The sequence below is a fragment of the Roseiconus nitratireducens genome (genome assembly GCF_008629675.1).
GTDB lineage: Bacteria > Planctomycetota > Planctomycetia > Pirellulales > Pirellulaceae > Stieleria > Stieleria nitratireducens.
Genome location: NZ_VWOX01000004.1, coordinates 264,698 through 283,698 on the forward strand (window position 1 = coordinate 264,698; position 19,001 = coordinate 283,698).

General features: G+C 61.3%; 11 protein-coding genes. 3 read left to right on the forward strand and 8 right to left on the reverse strand.

The genetic code is table 11. The annotated features are described in order from the left end of the window. The first annotated feature begins 111 nt into the window (after positions 1–111). Entirely contained in the window at positions 112–1,560 is a 1,449-nt protein-coding gene (purB, locus tag FYK55_RS08945; protein ID WP_150076055.1) for an adenylosuccinate lyase, read from the forward strand. A gap of 74 nt (positions 1,561–1,634) precedes the next feature. On the opposite strand, the gene ppk1 is transcribed toward purB, so the two are convergent. The 3 genes from ppk1 to FYK55_RS08960 all read right to left on the reverse strand — a co-directional run bounded on the left by ppk1 (position 1,635) and on the right by FYK55_RS08960 (position 6,240). Beyond that, a complete protein-coding gene (ppk1, locus tag FYK55_RS08950; protein WP_150076056.1) occupies positions 1,635–3,869 on the reverse strand; it encodes a polyphosphate kinase 1 in 2,235 nt (744 codons plus the stop codon). A gap of 36 nt (positions 3,870–3,905) precedes the next feature. Continuing rightward, complete coding sequence (locus tag FYK55_RS08955) at positions 3,906–5,063, reverse strand: c-type cytochrome domain-containing protein (protein WP_150076057.1); 1,158 nt, start codon at positions 5,061–5,063, stop codon at positions 3,906–3,908. A 484-nt stretch (positions 5,064–5,547) separates the two neighbouring features. Beyond that, positions 5,548–6,240, reverse strand: a complete 693-nt coding sequence (locus tag FYK55_RS08960) for a hypothetical protein (RefSeq protein WP_150076058.1) — start codon at positions 6,238–6,240, stop codon at positions 5,548–5,550. Positions 6,241–6,433: 193 nt separating this feature from the next. Between FYK55_RS08960 and FYK55_RS08965 the strand changes: the two genes are divergently transcribed. Together FYK55_RS08965 and queC are read left to right on the forward strand one after the other, a co-directional pair. Further along, positions 6,434–7,399, forward strand: a complete 966-nt coding sequence (locus tag FYK55_RS08965) for a 3'-5' exoribonuclease YhaM family protein (RefSeq protein ID WP_150076059.1) — start codon at positions 6,434–6,436, stop codon at positions 7,397–7,399. Further along, a complete protein-coding gene (queC, locus tag FYK55_RS08970) occupies positions 7,396–8,118 on the forward strand; it encodes a 7-cyano-7-deazaguanine synthase QueC (RefSeq protein ID WP_235908542.1) in 723 nt (240 codons plus the stop codon). The genes FYK55_RS08965 and queC overlap by 4 nt, the downstream gene beginning before the upstream one ends. A 22-nt stretch (positions 8,119–8,140) precedes the next feature. Here the strand turns inward: queC and FYK55_RS08975 are convergent, their stop codons facing one another. From FYK55_RS08975 to FYK55_RS08995, 5 genes are all read right to left on the reverse strand, one after another. Beyond that, on the reverse strand, positions 8,141–10,318 hold the full coding sequence (locus FYK55_RS08975) for a hypothetical protein (protein ID WP_161604383.1): 2,178 nt from the start codon (positions 10,316–10,318) through the stop codon (positions 8,141–8,143). A 106-nt stretch (positions 10,319–10,424) separates the two neighbouring features. Then, entirely contained in the window at positions 10,425–11,528 is a 1,104-nt protein-coding gene (locus tag FYK55_RS08980; RefSeq protein WP_235908543.1) for a squalene--hopene cyclase, read from the reverse strand. A 13-nt stretch (positions 11,529–11,541) separates the two neighbouring features. Beyond that, a complete protein-coding gene (locus tag FYK55_RS08985; RefSeq protein WP_150076062.1) occupies positions 11,542–14,805 on the reverse strand; it encodes a hypothetical protein in 3,264 nt (1,087 codons plus the stop codon). Positions 14,806–14,840: 35 nt separating this feature from the next. Beyond that, complete coding sequence (locus FYK55_RS08990; protein WP_150076063.1) at positions 14,841–17,051, reverse strand: CARDB domain-containing protein; 2,211 nt, start codon at positions 17,049–17,051, stop codon at positions 14,841–14,843. Beyond that, positions 17,012–18,991, reverse strand: coding sequence for a BatA domain-containing protein (locus tag FYK55_RS08995; protein ID WP_150076064.1), 1,980 nt, complete (start codon positions 18,989–18,991; stop codon positions 17,012–17,014). The genes FYK55_RS08990 and FYK55_RS08995 overlap by 40 nt, the downstream gene beginning before the upstream one ends. Between the last annotated feature and the right edge of the window lie 10 nt (positions 18,992–19,001).

Here is a 19,001-nt window from a genome sequence, read left to right on the forward strand (position 1 = left end):
GTCGCCCCGGTTCCGCGAGGGCGAATTGCCAGGCCGCGAGCGGCCAGTATGTTATCGCACTCGATATGACCACGAAACGCCGCTCGAATTGACACGACGAATTCACCCGAAATGTCCGAATCCGACCCGATTTCCACCGAAAGCACCTACCAAAACCCGCTGATCGAGCGATACGCGTCTCGAGAAATGGCCACCCTGTGGGGGCCCGAGCGTCGTTTCCAGACCTGGCGACAACTGTGGATCGCCCTGGCGGAAAGCGAACAGGAGCTCGGTCTGCCGATTTCCGACGCCCAGCTGGAGCAGCTACGCAAGTTCCGGACCAAGCTGAATCTGGACGTCGCCAAAGAGTACGAACGGGTGCGTCGTCACGACGTCATGGCCCACGTTGAAGCCTACGGAGACCAATGCCCGGAGGCCAAACCGATCATCCACCTGGGCGCCACCAGCTGTTTCATCACTGACAACGCTGACGTCATCCTGATACGCGATGCGCTCGGTTTGATAGCGCGACGGCTGGCGGCGACGATCGACGCGATGGGCCGGTTTGCCGTCCAGCATCGTGCCCTGCCCTGCCTGGGCTTCACCCACCTGCAACCGGCCCAACCGACCACCGTCGGTAAACGCTGCTGCCTGTGGACGTACGACCTGGTGCTGGACCTCCACGAGATCCAGCACCGTCTGGAAACCCTGTGTGCCCGCAGCGCCAAAGGGACCACCGGCACGCAGGCCAGCTTCCTGCAACTGTTCGGCGGCGACCACGACAAGGTCCGGCAGTTGGAGCAGAAGGTCGCCCAAAAGATTGGATTCGACAAAACCTATGCGGTGACCGGTCAAACCTACCCTCGGAAGGTCGATGCCCAGCTGTTGGATGCGCTCAGCGGAATTGCCCAGAGCCTTCACAAGACCGCCACCGACATCCGCCTGCTGGCCAACCGAAAGGAAATCGAGGAACCGATCGAAAAGCATCAAATCGGTTCTTCCGCCATGCCGTACAAACGCAACCCGATGCGAAGCGAACGGATATGCGCACTGACGCGTTTTGTGATGAGCCTGCAGAGCAGCCCCGCCATGACTGCGGCCACACAGTGGATGGAACGGACGTTGGACGACAGCGCCAATCGACGCCTGGTGATCCCGCAAGCGTTCCTGGCGATCGACGCGTCCCTGGTGCTGATGCAGAACATTGCCAGCGGTTTCGTGGTCTATCCGAAAACGATCGAACACAACCTGGCCAAGGAACTGCCCTACATGGAAACGGAAAACATCATGATGAAGGCGGTCAAAGCGGGAGGCGATCGCCAGGAATTGCACGAGAGGATTCGGGTCCACAGCCGCGAAGTGGCTCAGCGCGTCAATGCCGAAGGAAAACCCAACGACATGATTGACCGACTGCGTGACGACCCGGCCTTTTCCGCCGTCGATTTCAATACGGAGATCAATCCGCTGGACTTCGTCGGGCGGGCTCCCGAACAGGTCGATGAATTCATCCAAGAGCAGATCGAGCCGATTCGTCAACGCTACGCCGGCGAGTCGTCGCTGAGCGTGGAAGTCACGGTCTGACTTCCGCGCGGTCAGGTGCTCGCGTTTGAGATCGCAAGACTCGATCGCCAACTCGCTTCGCTGACAGCCCGCGATCAATCACCGGCGCGGAGCGGTCGGAATGTCGCCCGACGGCTCGATTCGGCTTGTTTCCAGGCTTCGACGACTCGCTCGTAAAGCACCCGCTGGGCTCGGATCGGTGGATCGTCCCCGGGCGTCCGCTGACGATAGCTGCCGTCGGGCAACATTTCCCAGCTGTTGGTATTGTCGTCGAAGTAGGTCTCCAGCACCGACTTCAAGTGCTCGCTGCACTCGCGGTCGTTGACCGGCACCAGCAGTTCCACTCGCCGATCCAGGTTTCGGGGCATCCAATCGGCGCTGCTGATCAAGACTTGATCGTCACCGCCCTGGCTGAAGCAGAAGATCCGGGCGTGTTCCAGGAACCGGTCGACAATCGAAACCACCTTGATGGTCTCGCTGAGCCCTTTGACGCCGGGACGCAAACAACATTGCCCGCGGACGTTCAATCGGATTCGCACCCCCGCCCGGCTGGCACGGTACAGCGCGTCAATCACTTCGGTATCGACCAATGCGTTCAGCTTGGCCGTGATTTGGCCGCGGCCTTCCTGCAAGCTCCGCTGCGTTTCCTCATCGATCAAGTCCAGAACGCGGCGTCGGAGGGTCGTCGGGGCCGCGGCCAACTCCTCCATCGCTCGGGGCTGACTGGCGCCGGTCACGGCGTTGAAGAAGGTCGTGGCATCCCGGCCGAGCACCTCATCACAGGTCAGCAAGGACACGTCACTGTACAGCCCCGCGGTGACCTCGTTGTAATTGCCGGTGCCGAAATGCATGTAGCGAACGATCCCTTGCGGTTCGCGGCGAACGATGATGCAGACCTTGGCATGCGTCTTCAGGCTGTGAATGCCGTAGATCACCTGCACTCCGGCGCGTTCCATTTCGCGCGCCCATTCGATGTTCCGAGCCTCGTCAAATCGCGCCTTCAGCTCCACGATCGCGGTCACGTATTTCCCACGCTCGGCCGCCCGTTCCAGGGCCGCGACGACCGGGCTGTTCTTGCTGGTCCGATACAGAACCTGCTTGATCGCCAGCACATCCGGATCGACCGAAGCTTCCTCGATCAAACGCACGACCGAGTCAAAACTTTCGTAGGGATGGACCAACAACAGATCGCCGGCGGCGATCGTGGCAAACATCGGTTCTTCGGGATCGATCCGGGGATTCGGCTTTGCCGGCCAGACGTCGTCGCGGTGGTTGCCGAAGCCTTCTTCGCCGTGCAAGGTGAACAAGAACGAAAGGTCGACCGGTCCATCGATCGGATACAGATCGTGCGGCGTCAGTTGCAGAGCGTCCCGCAGAAACTCCACGGTCAGCGCGCTGGCATCGGCCCCATACTCCAACCGCACCGGACGCGAGTAGCGACGGCTCTCCAAAACCTCTTCCATCCCGCCCAGCAGATCGCTGGCCTCATCCTCACGAAGCTCGATGTCGGCGTTGCGCGTCAGTCGGAACGGGATGCATTCCACCACTTCGCGGCCGGGAAAGAACTCGCCGATGAAATGCGTGACCAGACTTTCCAGCAGCGTGTATCCGTGCCGCTTGTCGCCCGACAGCGGCAAGACCCGCGGCAACGCCCGCCCCATGGGAATCAAGGCGAACTCGAAGTCGCCTTCCTGTTCTTCGGCTTCCGCATCGCCGCTTGCCGCCCGCAACCGCGAATCGCTGTCGCGGACCAGGCGGACGCACAAGTAGACGCCCAACCCCTGCAGCAGCGGAAAACTGTCCGCCGAAACCGCCTGCGGACTCAACACCGGGAACACATCGCGTCGGAACCGACTTTCGGCGGCCCACTGCTCGGGCTCGCTGGCTTCGGTCAGCGCAACCTGCTCGATCCCGGCGGCCTCCAGCTGTGGCCGCACTTCATCGCGCCAGATCTTGTATTGCCGCGTGACGATCTCGTGCCCCTTCTCGGACACCGCCTGCATCTGTTCGTCGGCGAGCATGCCGGCCGGATCGCGAACCGAAGGGCTCCGCTTCTGCAGAATCTTCAGCCCGCCGACGCGGACCATCATGAATTCGTCCAGATTGGAACTGGTGATCGCCAGAAACTTGGCGCGTTCCAGAATCGGCAAGCTTTCGTCCGCCGCTTGGGCGAGCACCCGTTCGTTGAACGCCAACCAGCTCAGTTCCCGATTCAGAAACCGGGACTCCGGCAGAGGCTTCGAAACGTTCTCTTTGCGGGCGGAACGCTTCGGGGTCGCGGCCGACTTGGCCCGCGGAGTTCGCTTCGACTTCTTTTTTTTCTTCGGCACGGCTTACTCGACTTTGATTCTTCAGCCAGCCGTTGCTCAGCCGGCAGCCGCCGTTACGAACGCATCCGATCCCGACGCCGGATCGGGCAACAGGGCAGGAATCGAAGATTGATCGGCGACGTCGCTGGAGGTTTCCGAAACGACTTCCTCTGGCGTTTGCTCCGCAGGCTGGTCCTCCGCCTCCGCCGCGTCGGCATCATCACCGGAACCCAACAGGATCTCAAAAGCCCGAGGATAGAAATCCTTGCCGTAGCTTAGTTCGCCGCCCTGGTGTCCGACCAGCCCCACCAAAACGGCGATCACGATCAATCCGAATTTCCAAGTCCGTTCCATCCCCAAACTGTTCTTGCGACGCCCGACCAGCGCGATCAACGCAAACAGCACGGAGGAAACGGTGACGATCACGCCGCTCCAACGGTGCCAAAAGACCTCGCTGTCAAAATCGATCTTGGTCCAGGAACCGTATCCCTGCTCGGTGGCGAAGGCCCAGCCCATGGCCGTCGCTGCGAGCGCCGTCGGGGCGCCCAACAATAAACAGGCCAGTGGAATCTGCGTGCCCATTGCCGGCCACTTCCATCCCAGCACCACGAACAATGCCCCGAACAGGAACAGCGCGATCGGAAAGTGCACCGTGGCGGGATGAAAGAAACCTTGAAACATCCACAGACGGCCGGCCAAGGTTTGTGGCTCGGACGGCTCATGTGTGACCGGTTCGGCTGCCTCGGCTGGCACCAGACCGGCCGCGAACGTCAGTCCTTCGGGCCAATCAGCGCCTTCCTGGATCCAAGCGTGAATGACGGCCAGCTCCGCCGGTAAAAGTGGTCCACCGTGGCTGGGCGGCGGCATCAAATAGTCCGGGTCCTCCGACAACATGTAGTCGACGAACATCGTGCTGGATTGGGCGTCCTCCGGCTCCACGTAGGACATCACCGAATCAGGGTCATCGATCCGAAAGTCGTTCTTTGCCTCGTCCTCGTTGTGGCACTCCAGGCAGTGCTTGATGAAGATTGGCACCACGTCCCGTTCAAAGCTGATCATCCGCCCCTGTTCATCAACGGCCGTCCGTTCCTGGGCAGCAGCCGGGCGGGTCGAAATGGCCACGAACGCCGCGACCATCAGACACCAGCATCCGATCGACAACCCCCGCTGTGACAGTGGAACGGGATTCAACGAATCACTGATGGGAACCGACATCTTTGTGGATCTCCGAATAATTCGAACGATACCATGGCTTGCCGAAAACGAGCCGCTTCCGATCGCGCCCGGGCATCGATTCTGGGGTGGGGACATTTCCGCGGCGAGGCCGGTTCGTCGGTGCATGGCGATCCTCCGTGATCAAACGCTGCCAGGAAGCTTGCCGCGCCGGTCAACATCACACGCTGAATCGGCTCGCTCTGCGGACGGCATTCTGGCTCGGGACGAAACCAACCTCGTAGGGGAAAGGGCGGGACCGGCTTGTGCGTCATTGCGTCCAGACGCAATACCGACATGCCGGTGCGGCACAACGGCCCTGGGGTCGGAAAGTAAAACAATCCCCAGGACTCCGGCCACAACGCCAGTATGACACACCCCGGAGCGACTTCCAATCACCGACATGCCCGGCCGGCGATCACACTGGCCGCTCACCCACCAAAGGAGGGTGAAACCGAAGGGGACGACCTCCTGGCGAGGGCAGACCTCAGACGCCCAATCCGGCAAACGCACTGCCGATGCCCAGGGATTTGATCTCCGTCTGCACCGACGCTTTGTCGGGGTGCTCGAGCGTTTCGACGACCTCGTCGGCTAACAATTGGGCAAACGCCGCCTTGGCTTCCATCTTCATCGCGTCCAACTCCGCCGGAGTCAGTTCCACCCCAGAACGTTTTTTGACGGCCGCACACAATTCAGTCAGATCCGCCTTGGGATGCGTGCTGCGAGCCAACAGCACCGAGTACAGAGGGCGCTGTGGGTCCTGATGTTCCGTTCGCTCCAGCGCCCGCCAAGCCCGCTGCAGCAGGCATTCACGCCAGCGGATGATCCACTCCTTGGACGACAGGTTGATGCCGGAAGGTTTTCCGGGCTCGCCCGATTGACGTCCCAGCTCGTTCAGCCGGGCTTTCGCACAGGACCGCACCGCACGCAACAGAAAGTCCCGGAGACGTCCGTTGCGATGCTCACCGAAACCCGCCGACACCAAGTGATTGAGCAGAATTCGCAACGCCTGATCGGCTTCCGTCTCGCTGCCCAACACGGCAACGAGTTGTCGCCGCATCGGAGCCAGGTATCGGAGCACAAATCCGGCCGCGCTGTCGGCCTCGGTCCAGGAATGAGATGAGCGGACCAAATTGACGGTCGAGCGTTTCGGACCCAGAGAAGAAGTTTGTGTGTCCATAGCCTGATTATAACTTCCTAAAGCACTTAAACGAGCCCCTAGGGGGCTCGAATCCACGGCTGATGGGGCGTCGGTCCCCTCACCGGCCGCGCGCACCCTTCTTCCCAGTATCCACACCTTGCAGATTGCACGCTCCGGCCACATCCTGCTGCGTTTGGGATCGCAATTCTAACGACTCTTTCTGGAGCCCGGTGTGTCTCGCACCCCCGTCAACCGTCTTGTCGACGGACAGAGTTTGGACCAGCCCTTTCGACTGGCCGACAAGCAAATCCGCGTCAATCGCCAGGGTGGAAAGTACCTGCTTTTGAAGCTGGCCGACCGCACCGGCACCATCGTCGCCATGCTTTGGAATGCCGACGATTCCGATTACGAAAAGATTGACCGCGGCGACTATGTGCACGTCCTGGGCCGAACCCAGGTGCACCAGGGAACCCTGCAAATCATCCTGACCGGCATCGACCCCCTCACCGACAAGGACGAAATCGATCCGGCCGACTTCGACTCCTTTGACGCCGGGGCCGCTGACGCCGCGTTGGGCTCAATCCAAAACATCCTCGGATCCCTGAACAACGATTCATTGCGTCAACTGGGCGAGGTGTTTCTTCGCGACGAATCGTTTTTGCAACAGCTGCGGGTGGCCAGTGCCGCGGTCACCAACCACCACGCCTATCCCGGCGGACTGCTTCGGCACACTGCTGACTTGATGGAGATGTGCCAGGCGATTGGCCCCCGCTACGATCGCGTCGATGTCGACCTGTTGCTGATGGGTGCGTTTCTGCACGACTTGGGAAAGATCCACGAGATCTCACCTGGTGGTGAACTCAGCTACACCGATCGGGGCCAATTGGTCGGTCATATCGTGATCGGCGTTCAAATGCTTGGCACCGCGATCGCGAAGCTGGAGGCTGACACCGGCCAGCCCTTCCCGTCGGAATTGCGGATGCAGTTGGAACACCTGATCGTATCGCATCACGGACAACTGGAATTCGGCAGTCCCCGTCTGCCGGCAACGATCGAAGCCGTGCTGCTGCACCATGTGGACAACCTGGACGCAAAGTTGACTTCCTACTTGAGCATGATCGAATCCGATTTGACGAACAACGAGAACTGGACCAACTATCAACCGTCCATCGGCCGCAAACTTTGGAAGAAATCGTGACGCAAGAATCGGAACAAGCCGCCGGTGCTCCCGCCGTCGTGCTCCTGTCCGGCGGCTTGGACAGCACCACGTGTCTGGCAATCGCTCGTGAGCAAGGATTCACGGTGCACGCGATCAGTTTCCGATATGGCCAGCGACATGAGTACGAATTGGAACGCGCCACCGCGTTGGCCGAACAGTTCCAGGCCGCCAGCCATCGCATCGTCGACATCAACTTGTCGCAATTCGGTGGTTCGGCCCTGACCGACCCGGCGCTGGTCGTCCCGAAGAATGAGTCTGCCGATCGAATCGGCACGGACATTCCGATCACGTACGTGCCCGCCAGAAACACGGTGTTTCTTTCCTTGGCGCTGGCCCTCGCCGAAACGCTGGACTGCACCGACCTGTTCATCGGCGTCAACGCGTTGGACTACAGCGGCTACCCCGATTGCCGACCGGAATACATCGCGGCGTTTGAGAAGATGGCCAACCTGGCAACCCGCAATGGCGTGGCGGGCCGCTCGCTGACCATTCACGCGCCGCTGATCGACTTGACCAAGGCGCAGATCATCGCCAAAGGGATTGCGTTGGGAGTTGATTATTCGAAAACGCTGTCCTGCTACGATCCGCTGCCCGGCGGCCGACCGTGCGGCCAATGCGATGCCTGTCTGCTGCGTCAAAAAGGCTTTGACGAAAACCACCTGACCGATCCGGCCATTGGCCCAGCCCCGGATGCTTGAACGTCGGGCGAGTCCCATCGATTCATCGTTCAGGTGTTTCCGTTGGCGGCGGTGTTTCCTGCCGAGGCGGGTCCCGATCGAAAGTCCGTGGCTGTTTCGCCGGCCGAAGCTGTGGCGTTTCCGGCTGGTTTTCTCGGTAGTTGCGTGGACCGCTGGCGATGGACTGCAACGATTCAAGCGGGATCCGTAGGTCTCCCGCCACCGCATGGTGGGCTGTCAATTTCTGGCCCTCGAGCGTCGCCGACGGCAAACCAAGCCGCACCCCCTGCATCCCACGAAGAACCAACCGGCAACTGTCATCCACCCCAGTCGCTGGATCCAGGAACAGAATCCGAGCCACGGCCTCGCGCGGCAAACTTCGTTGGACAGAGCGGACTTCCACTTGGCACCGTTTGTCATCCAGCGACAGCAGGCGGCCCCGCAGTAAGTCTCCGGTGACGGAGACGAACAGATGGGTCGGCGGGTCACCGGCTTGATTGCGAGGCACCGTCAATAAGGGATCCAGACCCAACGTTTGAACGCGAACCTGGGCTTTCAATGACACCCCGAGAATCTGCCCGCGATCGATCGTCACTTCGCCTCCCCAGCGATTGCGAAACACCACGCGGTCGGCACCGATCCGCATGACTTGCCCGGGAAGGATGTCTCCGCTGGTCAGTTCGACGCATTCACATTCAACTGACGCATCCAACAGGGACGACGCGTCGGGAGCATCCTCACCGGCGGTGAGATCGCGTGTTGACTTCTGACCAGCGGAGCGTGGTTCGGGGACATCGGACCTTTCTCGTAGCTGGATCGTCCATCGCCGTTCGATCGGCAGTTCAACCTGCTGACGAAACATCGCTGACCGCCAAGCAAATCCACCTTCGGCTGCAAGTCCTTCGATCAATCGTCCTCTCAAACGAAGCTCATCGGCGATCAACCAATGGTCGGAGCTTGACGTCGTGTCGCCGCCGTCGGCGGGACCGAGAATGCGCACCAGTCGTGATGGCGTGATCGGGGTGACCGTCCGAGCCGATCCCCAACGAAAACGAATCCGGTGCTGATCATCGTCACCCAGGAAATTGCCCACCAATCGTGATTGATCGGCCAGCAGGATCTCCGCCTGCTCCGCCCGCACCGCGTCGTCGGTCACCACGTCCGTCTCAACCAACGACAAACGCATCCGCAACACGTTCTCCGACGAGACCCATTGGTCGGCAATCCGAAACCGCCGGCTTTCAGGGTCGAATGCGACAGCGGCCTGGCCGATCACGTTGCCATCGCGGCCCAGGGTGAAGCGGTCAGGCAACCTTCGCGAAAGCGGTAATTCGCCGTCCCACTGCAGGACATCAAACTGTTCCACACGCAACGGATCCCCGTGACTGGCCAAAGAGATCGAGCGGTGCAAAATCGGTTGCTCATCCTCCAACGCGACGGCGGCCAACTGAATGCCGTCACGATAAGCGGCCATCCGTCCCGCCGTCTGATCGACAAACAGAGTCAATCTCAGTTCATCCTCAGCCTGCGCCAGCCCGGCAACCGCGGTGTCAGAAACGCTGGGGTTGGCACGGACCAGTGACAGACTTTGCCCCAGCCAATTGACGTGTGTCGAGAAGCGTTCGGAGGGTCGCACCGCCAACGATCCGACTCGTGGCCGACCGCCCTGCCCTGCCCCGTCCCTTGACCGCTCGTCGTTTAACCGGTCGCCCAGCGCCAACTCAAAGTCGGGTTCCCCCTCGCACCGAATCCGCAGTTGCAACTGAAACTTCGGCGGCAGATCCAACCATCCGACAATCGACGATCCCGGAACAGCGCATTCCAACGCTCCCTTCGGATCGCTCCAACCGTCGGCAGGTTGCCAGCGTCCGTCCGCATTCCTCAACGATTGCAATCGTCGTCGGACCTGTGGGGCGGCCACCACGGAGACGACTTCCCCGACGTCCAAAGTGACTTCACCAAGGTCGCGAGATTGAATTTGAATCGCGTCACGCTCCCACGACAGCAGCTTGCCCACCACACGTGACTGATCATTCAACTCGAACGCGAACTCATTCTCGGCGCCGGTCGTTGACAGGTCCGACTCGGCTCGGCGCAGATTCATCAGCGGGATCTGCAAAGCTTCGCCCAGCGACTCGCTCTCGAGCATGACGACGCCAGGCTCGTCCGCGGCGTGAAGCGTGCCCGCCAAAACGCTCCCGTCACGCAGGGTAACGTGCATTTTGTCTTTGCCAGCGGATCTCTCCTGGGTCGCGCCGGGTCGCGGGTCAGCGGCGAGGATAAAAATGGATCCGAGAATCGCGATCTTGGTGAGGGAATTCAAAGCGTCACCGTTCATAGATCGGCAGATAGCGAAAGTTGACAGCCAAAGCCAACAACGACATCGACGTGCTGTTGGTCACGCCCAATTCGCCATCGAAACTTCCGTCGGCCTTTTGGGTCCGCTTCAACACCTGGATCAGACGCTGATTCCAACTCTGCCAGGTTTCGAAATCGGACTGAAACAGCGCTTGTGCTTGATAGTAGCGGGCGTACTCCGGCCAAATCGTCCGGGCGTCCTGGTTGCCAACCAGATAGCGTCGCGTCGCTTCGTAGGCGGGGTGGTCCTTTCGGCCGGCGATGGACAACACCAGGTTGACGATGCTGCTGCGCGCTAGCGAATCTCCACTGCCGTCGGTTGGGCTGGAGTATCCCACAACGCCGTTTGCCGCAGTCATTTGACCGAAGTAGTCCACGGCCTGATCGATGGATTCATCTGGAACTTCGATGGCGGCATTTCGGGCGGCCAAGAGCCCCATCACCACGGCGCCGGAGACGGACGTGTCCGCATCGCTGGCATTGGGAGCGTACCGCCACGCGCCGAATCGGTTCTGTCGCTGCGACGTCAGCGCTGCCCGCACGGCCAGTTCAACGGCCTCCCCCAGACTCCGCATCCGATCGGGATCGGTCCCGTCGATCAGATCCAGATCGTCCACCTCGCCGTATGCTTCACACAAAGCCAAGGTTGCGAATCCGTGGTGGTACATGCTCGGTCCCATGTAACCGGTCACGGCGGATTGGCTACCAATGATGTGCCGGAGGGCTTCGCGAATGACATCACGATAGCGGCCGTGATTCGGGTCTTCGCCGGAAGCCAGAAACGCCAGCAACGCCAAAGCGGTCGTTCCCGGCCCGGCACCTTCACCGGCCGGCCAGGTCCCGCGATCGTTTTGTGTGGATCGGAGGAACTCCAATCCTCGACGGTAGATCTCCTGAGCGTCGCGCGAAACCGCTTGACCAATGATCGGTGTACTTCGATCCTCCTCTTCGGTTGGCGGAACCGGAGGCTGCGGTGTTTCGCGATCGGCTTCCCGAGGCGGCTGACCGCGCAGCGGACTCGTGGCGGCCAGCACCGCCAGTGACAGAATGATGGGAAGAATTCGTGTGGTCATGCCGTCGGTTCCATCACTTCCCATCGGAACCACGATCCCGCTGGGCGCGTCGCGTTTCCAGGCGGTCGAAGTATTGGTCCATTTCTTCGCGAAGCCGCTGCGGCACCTCGCTCGTTCCGCGGCCCACGGCGAGCTCGGTTGTCGATTCACGGACGTTCGCCAGGGCATTGATTCCTGTCCCCAACATTGCGACGGCCGCCTGATCCGTGTCGCCTCCTGATCCGCCACCCGCATCGCCGCCGCCTCCGCCGCCGCTTTCCGGACTGACCTTTTTGCATCGCAACAGCAACTCGATCGCTTCGGTTTCCGCCGCGATTGCCACGGCGCCGGTTTCGGGAGACACCAGCGTCTTGGTGGCGTCGACCATCGCTTCACTCGCCGCAGCCAACACATCGATTTCGGCGGAGAAGTTCAACAACCCGTCCGGCATCGCCTGCAGAGATTCCACCACGATGTCGACACGGTCACGCAACAGGTCCTGGTCTTCGCTCAGCCGAATCGCTTCGGCCATGTAATCGTCTCGCTCCATGGCCTGCCGGCCCTGTTCGGCGACCCGAGTTCTTTCGCGAAGTTCCACTTCGGATTGAAGGATCCGCAACACCTCCAAGATCGTCGCGGGCGAAAGAGACTTGGTGTTCTTCGGCCCCGATTCCGCGTTTGGCGGGCCGGGGTCCACCAAATCATCGGCCCAGCGATCGATGTTGTCCGCCCAGTATTCCGCCACAGCAATCGAGTTTCCCGGATGCAGTGCCACCTCATCCCGCATCGCCTCGAGTCGGCTGAGCACCTCCGATGACTTGATTTCGCGGAGGACCTGTCCGAAATGTTCCAGCTCGCGGCGTTGATAGAAGGCTTGCAAGTCGTCGACCGCCTTTTGCAACCGGTCGGTCGATTGGACGATGGCGTCGACGATGACAGGGCTGAGTTCGCGGTTCGCCTCTGGCGGCTTGCCGAAGGTGTCATCAATCTGCCTGGCCAGTTCGGTCGCCACGCGATCCTGCATCCGGCTGATGGACTTCAACCGCTTGACCAGAGTGCTGCCCTCCATCGCGCCGAGAAGCTCACGCAGCTCGTCGGAGATCGCATCAAATTCCGCGACCAGATCGGACTGGTCTTCGACGGCGTCGTCCAGCGGATCTTGGTCGTCTGCATTCTCCGGTGCTTCGCCGTCGGCTTTGCCACCATCTCGGCCGGACGTGTCTTGGATCGTCGTTCCGGCAAGGCCCAAACGCTCCTGTTGATTCTCGTCCTGGTCGGAATCCCCGTCCGGGTCGGAATCCTTGTCGTCGGCCGATTCCCCGCCCTCGGGGCGCTGCCCCAGCGACGTTTCCTGGTCCAGCAATTCCTTGAACTTTGATTCCTCCTCGGCAGCCTGTTCCAACAGCTGTGCGACACGCGGCATGCTGTCTTCACCAAGCTGCTTGAGCGTCGTGAGGGTTTCCGCAAGCTGTTCGACCTCATCCGGATTGATCGATGCGTTCCGGGCCGCCTCGCGCAGCAAGTCTTCCCCGTCGGAAGTGATCCGCTGCAACAGTCGGCCGTTTGCGGCTTCAGCGTCCGCCTGGCGACGCAACTGGGACCACCACTCCTGATCACGTTGGTCGTCCGCCGTCCGTTGCAGTTGGCGATTGCGTTCAAACAAATCCAGCTCGCGATCCCGGGCATCCAATGCGGACTGTCGCCATTGGTCAAACTGTTCGGCAATCCACACGGCATGTTCCTCAGCCGATACGACGTCCAGCCGGATGGCCGGTGAGTAGATTCGGCCGCGGCCGGGCAAGTCGTCCTCCACCCAAAACCTCACCAAGGTCGGTGACGATTCGATCTGCAGCGCCGCACCTTGGAACGCCGCCGCGACAGTTTGCGACGGCTGCGTCCGCGTGGGTTCGAAGAATGCCGCCAAAGAATCTTGCCCGCGTTCATGGGTCGGATCCATGGGCCCACTCAAAACGCGTTCACCTGACCGCGTCGGATCCTGCTCCGATTCCCAACGCATTCCCACGCGACGGATGCGATAATCATCCGATACCGCCAATCGAAACGTGATGGTCTGGCTCGCAAGCACCTTGCCGGGGATCTCAACCGCATCGACCATCACGGTCGGCGGCCGATCCGGGATCGCTTCCAATGCGATCGACAGGGGCTGCTCCGGTCGCAACCCGTCCTGGTCGGTCCATCGCAACAAGACTTCATTGGCCTGCGGATCGATGGCGCCGCCAAAGCGAGCTCCCTGGACCGGAACCGCCTTGCCGTCGATCGATGCCGACTTCAGGGGCGCAGAGACTTCCACCCGCAAAGCGATGCCGCTGCCCGGCACGAAACGCAGACGACTATTCCCCAACATCGATCGCAAAGTGTTGTCGGGAACGACCCCGTCCAGGTAATCGGGAAAGCGAACCACCGATTCCAGCGAGATAGCTTCCGGACGAACCTTGGGCACCAACTGAATGCTCGCCAACGCATCGCCCAAACGCAGCCTGGCCGTGGTCGACTCGATCAACGCCGGCAATTGGAATCGATACTGCCCGGCCTCGGTCGGCTGGCCGATCCATTGCTTCGCGCCAATCGACAGGAGAGCTTGTCGGGGTTTCCACAGGCTGTCGTTGCTAACGCGTACCGACCACGTGACGGGTTGATTCTGCGGAACGACCAACTCGGCGGGGACGCCATCGATGGTCACAAACGTGTAGCGCTCGGTGGGCGATAGGGGAGCGACCAGTCGCGCCAACGTGTTGGTGACGCCGCGGGGCATCAACAACGTTGCCAGCACGATCAACACCAACAACCCCGCCAGGAAACGCCGGGCCGCTGCGAACGTGTCTTCGGGCAGGGCTTCCTGAAAGGTTTGTTCATCGGCCCGACGGGCGACCTGATCCAGGGCCGCGGCACACAGGGCCGGAGAACGCACCTGTTCGGACTCGCTGTCCGCCAATTCCAGAACACCGACCAGATCGTCGCCGAAGGCGGGTTTCCGCTGACGAATGCGCGACGCAATTTGCAACGGACGGCGTGTCCCCCACCAGTCCCGCGCGAAAGACAATCCGGCCCAGACAACGATCGAAAACACGGCCGCCAGCAGGAATGAACGCGCTCCGGCCGGAGCTTCCCACCAACGTTCGAACAGGAACAACACCAGAAACACGCCCGACACGCCGATCATGGCGGCGATTAAGCGATCGGCCGCACTCTTCCTCAGCAGCGCATTGCGATACGCCGCAAGCCTTTCTCGCAAGGCCGCTGGAACTTCGATACGTCGACGGTTTTTCTCAGGCAACATGCTCGGTTCGTTTTTCGTTTCCGATTGGGGCCAGTCTAGATCAAACCCGCCCATTTTCTGGCGATCCAGAATCCGCCCAAGGCCAAAAACATGGCTCCCAGCATCGCAGGGTGATTCCACCACTGGATTCTGCGAATTCGTTCCGCCTCCAGCGGCAAGCCGTTGAAGCGGTCAATCCAGTCACGCACCGTCCCGGTCGCCAGCATTTGCCCACGTCCCACCTCCGCAATGGCCTGCATCACATCGGTCCGGGCCGGACGTCCGATCGGTTCGACCGCCCTCCCCTGCACTTCCAACCGTGTCTCCAGCGTCGATCCATCGTCGGGATTGTTCAACCGCAAGCGATAGCTGCCACGCTCCGGAAAGCGGACTTCGCCCACAAATGCGCCCCACTGCGTGTCAACGTTCCGCAATTCATGCGAGCGGCGACTTCCGTCCGGATGGATCACCTCCAGTGGCAACGTGTCCGCCGTCACCGGCTCGCCCCGCTCCGACATCGCCGCCGCCCGCAGGGACACCAACTCACCGGGAACGGGACGCTCGGGGTGGTAGGACATCCGCATCGATTGGCCCACCGACATGTTCCGCTGATACGCCATCCAACGGATCACCTGGCCCCAAAAACGATAGTGGTATTTGTCTTCAACCCCAAGCCGCCAACGCCAGGCGGAATCGGTTCCCATGAACAGCACCTTGCCCGCACCCGAGCGGCGGGTGACCAGCACGGGAGTCCGCCCGCGGTCATCGGTTGCATCGGAAGGTTGGTCCTCCTGCGACTTGACCGCCAGCACTTCGCTGCCGGCCCGAGGACGTTGCACCGCCGCCCACCATTGGAAACCCGGCAAGGATTCCCAGATCGTCCAATTGGTCTCCGCGTCATCGGACAGCTCGGTCAACAGGCTGCGCCGGCCCTCGTTGGTCAATACATACTTTCCCGGGATCTCGCTGCCGATGCCGCGGGGTTTCGATCGGTCCAGAATCACCGGATACAGATCGCCCAGCGCGGTGTCCAGCAATGTGTCCTGGAACCCATGTTGTCCCGGCATCAGCACCAGCCCGCTGGCCTGCTGCTGGACCAGTCCGACGATGTCGCGACATTCGGAATCGGTCAGTTGTCCGGGCCCAACGCCGATGTCTCCCAGAATCACAACGTCGTACGATGCCAACGCTTCCGGCCCCTGCGGCATTGCCGAAAGATAACCCGTCCCGCCACCGCCGACGTCGCCCAGTTCCGGGTGCAGCAGCAAACAGGAAACTTCGATGCCGGTGTCACGCACGAGCGCATTGCGCAGGTACCGATACTCCCACCTTGGGCGAGTTTCGATCACCAAGACGTTCAGCTTTTCCTCGCGCACATCGATCACTTTGGTCCACTGATTGTTGGACGTGATTCGCTCGCGAGGATCGGCCGCGACCTTCAAGGTCAATGCATACTCGGCCGCTTTTTCCGGTCGCCATGTCAACGCGGCATCCAGGCGTTGCCCCGCCGCGACCTGCAAACGTTGCTCGCTTACCGTCGCACCATCCACTTCCAAAACCACTTGCAGATCACCGGCATCCGGCATCCAGTTCTGTACGGCAAAAGGAATGCGGACCGGCTTACCGGCGACCCCAAATGTGGGCACATCCGCCGAAATCAACTCCAAGTCGGGCAAGCGCGACGGGCTGCCGATCGGCCGGGTGTCACACGGAACCGTCACCGGTGTGTTCAGCGACCAACGTGCGGCCGCTTCGACCGGCGAACGCCCCACGTTCCAGTCTCCGTCGGACAACAACACCAAGGCGGCCAAATCCTGGCCGTGCCGCCGGCCAGCTTGCTCGATCGCCCAAGCCAGGTCGCTGCCACCGCCGTCGTCACCGGAGAATGATTCGACCACGCGTTCAAATCGGTCGTCCAGTTGCTGCCAGGACGCATCCGCCAGAATCTGATCGACGGCCTGTTGCCGGCTGATCACTTCGCTGCCAGCCGGCACATCGGTGGTCTGCATGCTGGCCGAACGGTCGACCAGCAACACCAGTTTCCGCTTGGTCGTAGGCGGTTCAAGGAACGACGTCTCGGGCTGCCACAACATGAACAAGGCGATCGACACGATCAGAATCCGCAACCCCTCCGCGATCGCGACGCGCCACCGCCGTCCCTGTCGCAAGAAGATGGTCGCTGATAATGTCGTCACGGCCAGCAGAACGACGAAAGAGAACGCCATCATCATTGCGACCGCCCCATGCGATGCGGCAACGACAAGCAAGCTTCGACCAGCATCCCGCCGATCATCAGAATCCAAACAGGCGTCCAGATGTCACGAACCAGTTGGCCGGCCGAATTCGAGGCGTCAGAAGACAGGCTGATCCGATCGAAAGAAACGCCCGCGAAGATGCGATTGAGGTCATCCTGAGTTAATGCCGGCGAACGAGATTCCAGCGGCGATCGATTGATGGCCAGAAAACGCCGTCCTGCCGGCTCCTGCCCAGGATCCGAGTCTTCCTTCAACTCATAGACCCCGGCATGATGACCGAACTCGGCCATCGCTTGTCCCGGATCCGCTCGCCCGGACACCGGACGGATCGACGCTCGCTCGCGTTCAACCGCCGGCGGCAATGCTTGACCGGCGATCAGGCTACCGTCTGCGGCATGATCTTGCTGTCCGGCATCCAGCATGGCGGCAATCAAGTCGCACAGAACCACACCATGCCGCACAAAGTCGCCGTTTGGATCGGACACGTCAGCGCCGCAAAACCACGCGACGCCTTTCCCGATTCGTTTGCTGCCGATCATCGTCTCCTGGCCGTTGACGGCAACGGCGCGAATCAAATCGCCCTGGACCTCGACGAATCGATCCAGCGGGAACTCGATGTCATTGAACTGCAACGTCAAATCAACGTCTCGGGTCCACTCACCCCAACGGATCCCCAAAAAACTGGACGTCGTGGCAGAACCCGGGGACGGGAAGAACAACGCGCTCCCACCGTCGCGCAAGAATCGCTCAATCACTTCGGCGTCCGAACCGGTGGGCAGCGGCCCCTGCCAGATCAAGGAAACCGAACTCGCCAGAACCGCCGCCAGGCCGTCGGCGTCGGACGCTTCGGACGCTTCGGACGCGTCCACCCAACGCCCTTGCGCGACTTCCACCGCGACTTCGACCGCGTCACTCCGCTCGGCCATCACAAGTGCCGCGGACCGGCCGGAGCTGCCGCCGGTGACAAAGTACCATTGATCGTCCGCGACATTCACGTCGGCCGGGATCGACACCTGACCGGTTGACTGCACGGACCGGTCCGCCAGGTTCACGACCTGTTCGAACGACACTTCCCCTTCGGCGTCCAGATCCACGTCCACGATGGAGGTGACGTCGCCCAACTTCACCCGAACGGGAAGCGTGTCGGCGATTCCCGCATCCCGTGTCACCTTCATCGAAAGCGCCACTCCCCTGCCCTGCTCCGTTGGCACGACGCTCGTGTCAACCAATTCCAGCGAGGCATTTGCGCCCCGTTCACGTCCGAAGTCGATCAAGTGAATTTGCAGCTCCGCGGACAACTCCGAGAGTCGTTTGGCCAGAAGTTCCCACCGCGGCGAATCCGGTTGCCAATCCAGCTGTTGCAGATCGCTGCAGATCCAAACGTCAGCAACCGCGGGCGGGTCCTCGCGCAGCACATCAATGGTCGCCTGAATCAGTTCCGGCAGGTTGGCAGTTGAGTCGGCCGGTCCGGTGATCGCCGCGTCGACCAATGCCGCCGGTCGCTCCAAGCGAATCGGTTCGGCTGACACGCTGTCGATCAGGATCACTTCGCCAACGCCCAGCGTTTCCATTGCCGAAACGAATTCACGCCGCGCGGCTTCCAACCGGGTTGTGCCGACACCGACCTGCCGCTGCATGCTGGGGGACCGATCCAGAATCACCAGGGTGCGCGTCGCGTCTGGAGAAAACTGCCCGGCCGCCCATCCGAACGCGCCGCTGGAGAGCGGTCTGGCGAAGGCCACCAACAGCATCGCCAACACCAACATCCGGGTGATCAAGATCAACCAGCGACGCAAACGATTCGGCCCACTACCGACGCGATTCGCCTGCCGCAGAAACATCATCGCGGCCCACGGCATGGTGGGGTGACGATGCCGGTGGATCCAATGAATCAACAGCGGCGTCAGCACCAGTGGCAGTGCCCACAGAACGCCCAGACGAAGGAAGCTCATCCCACCGAAC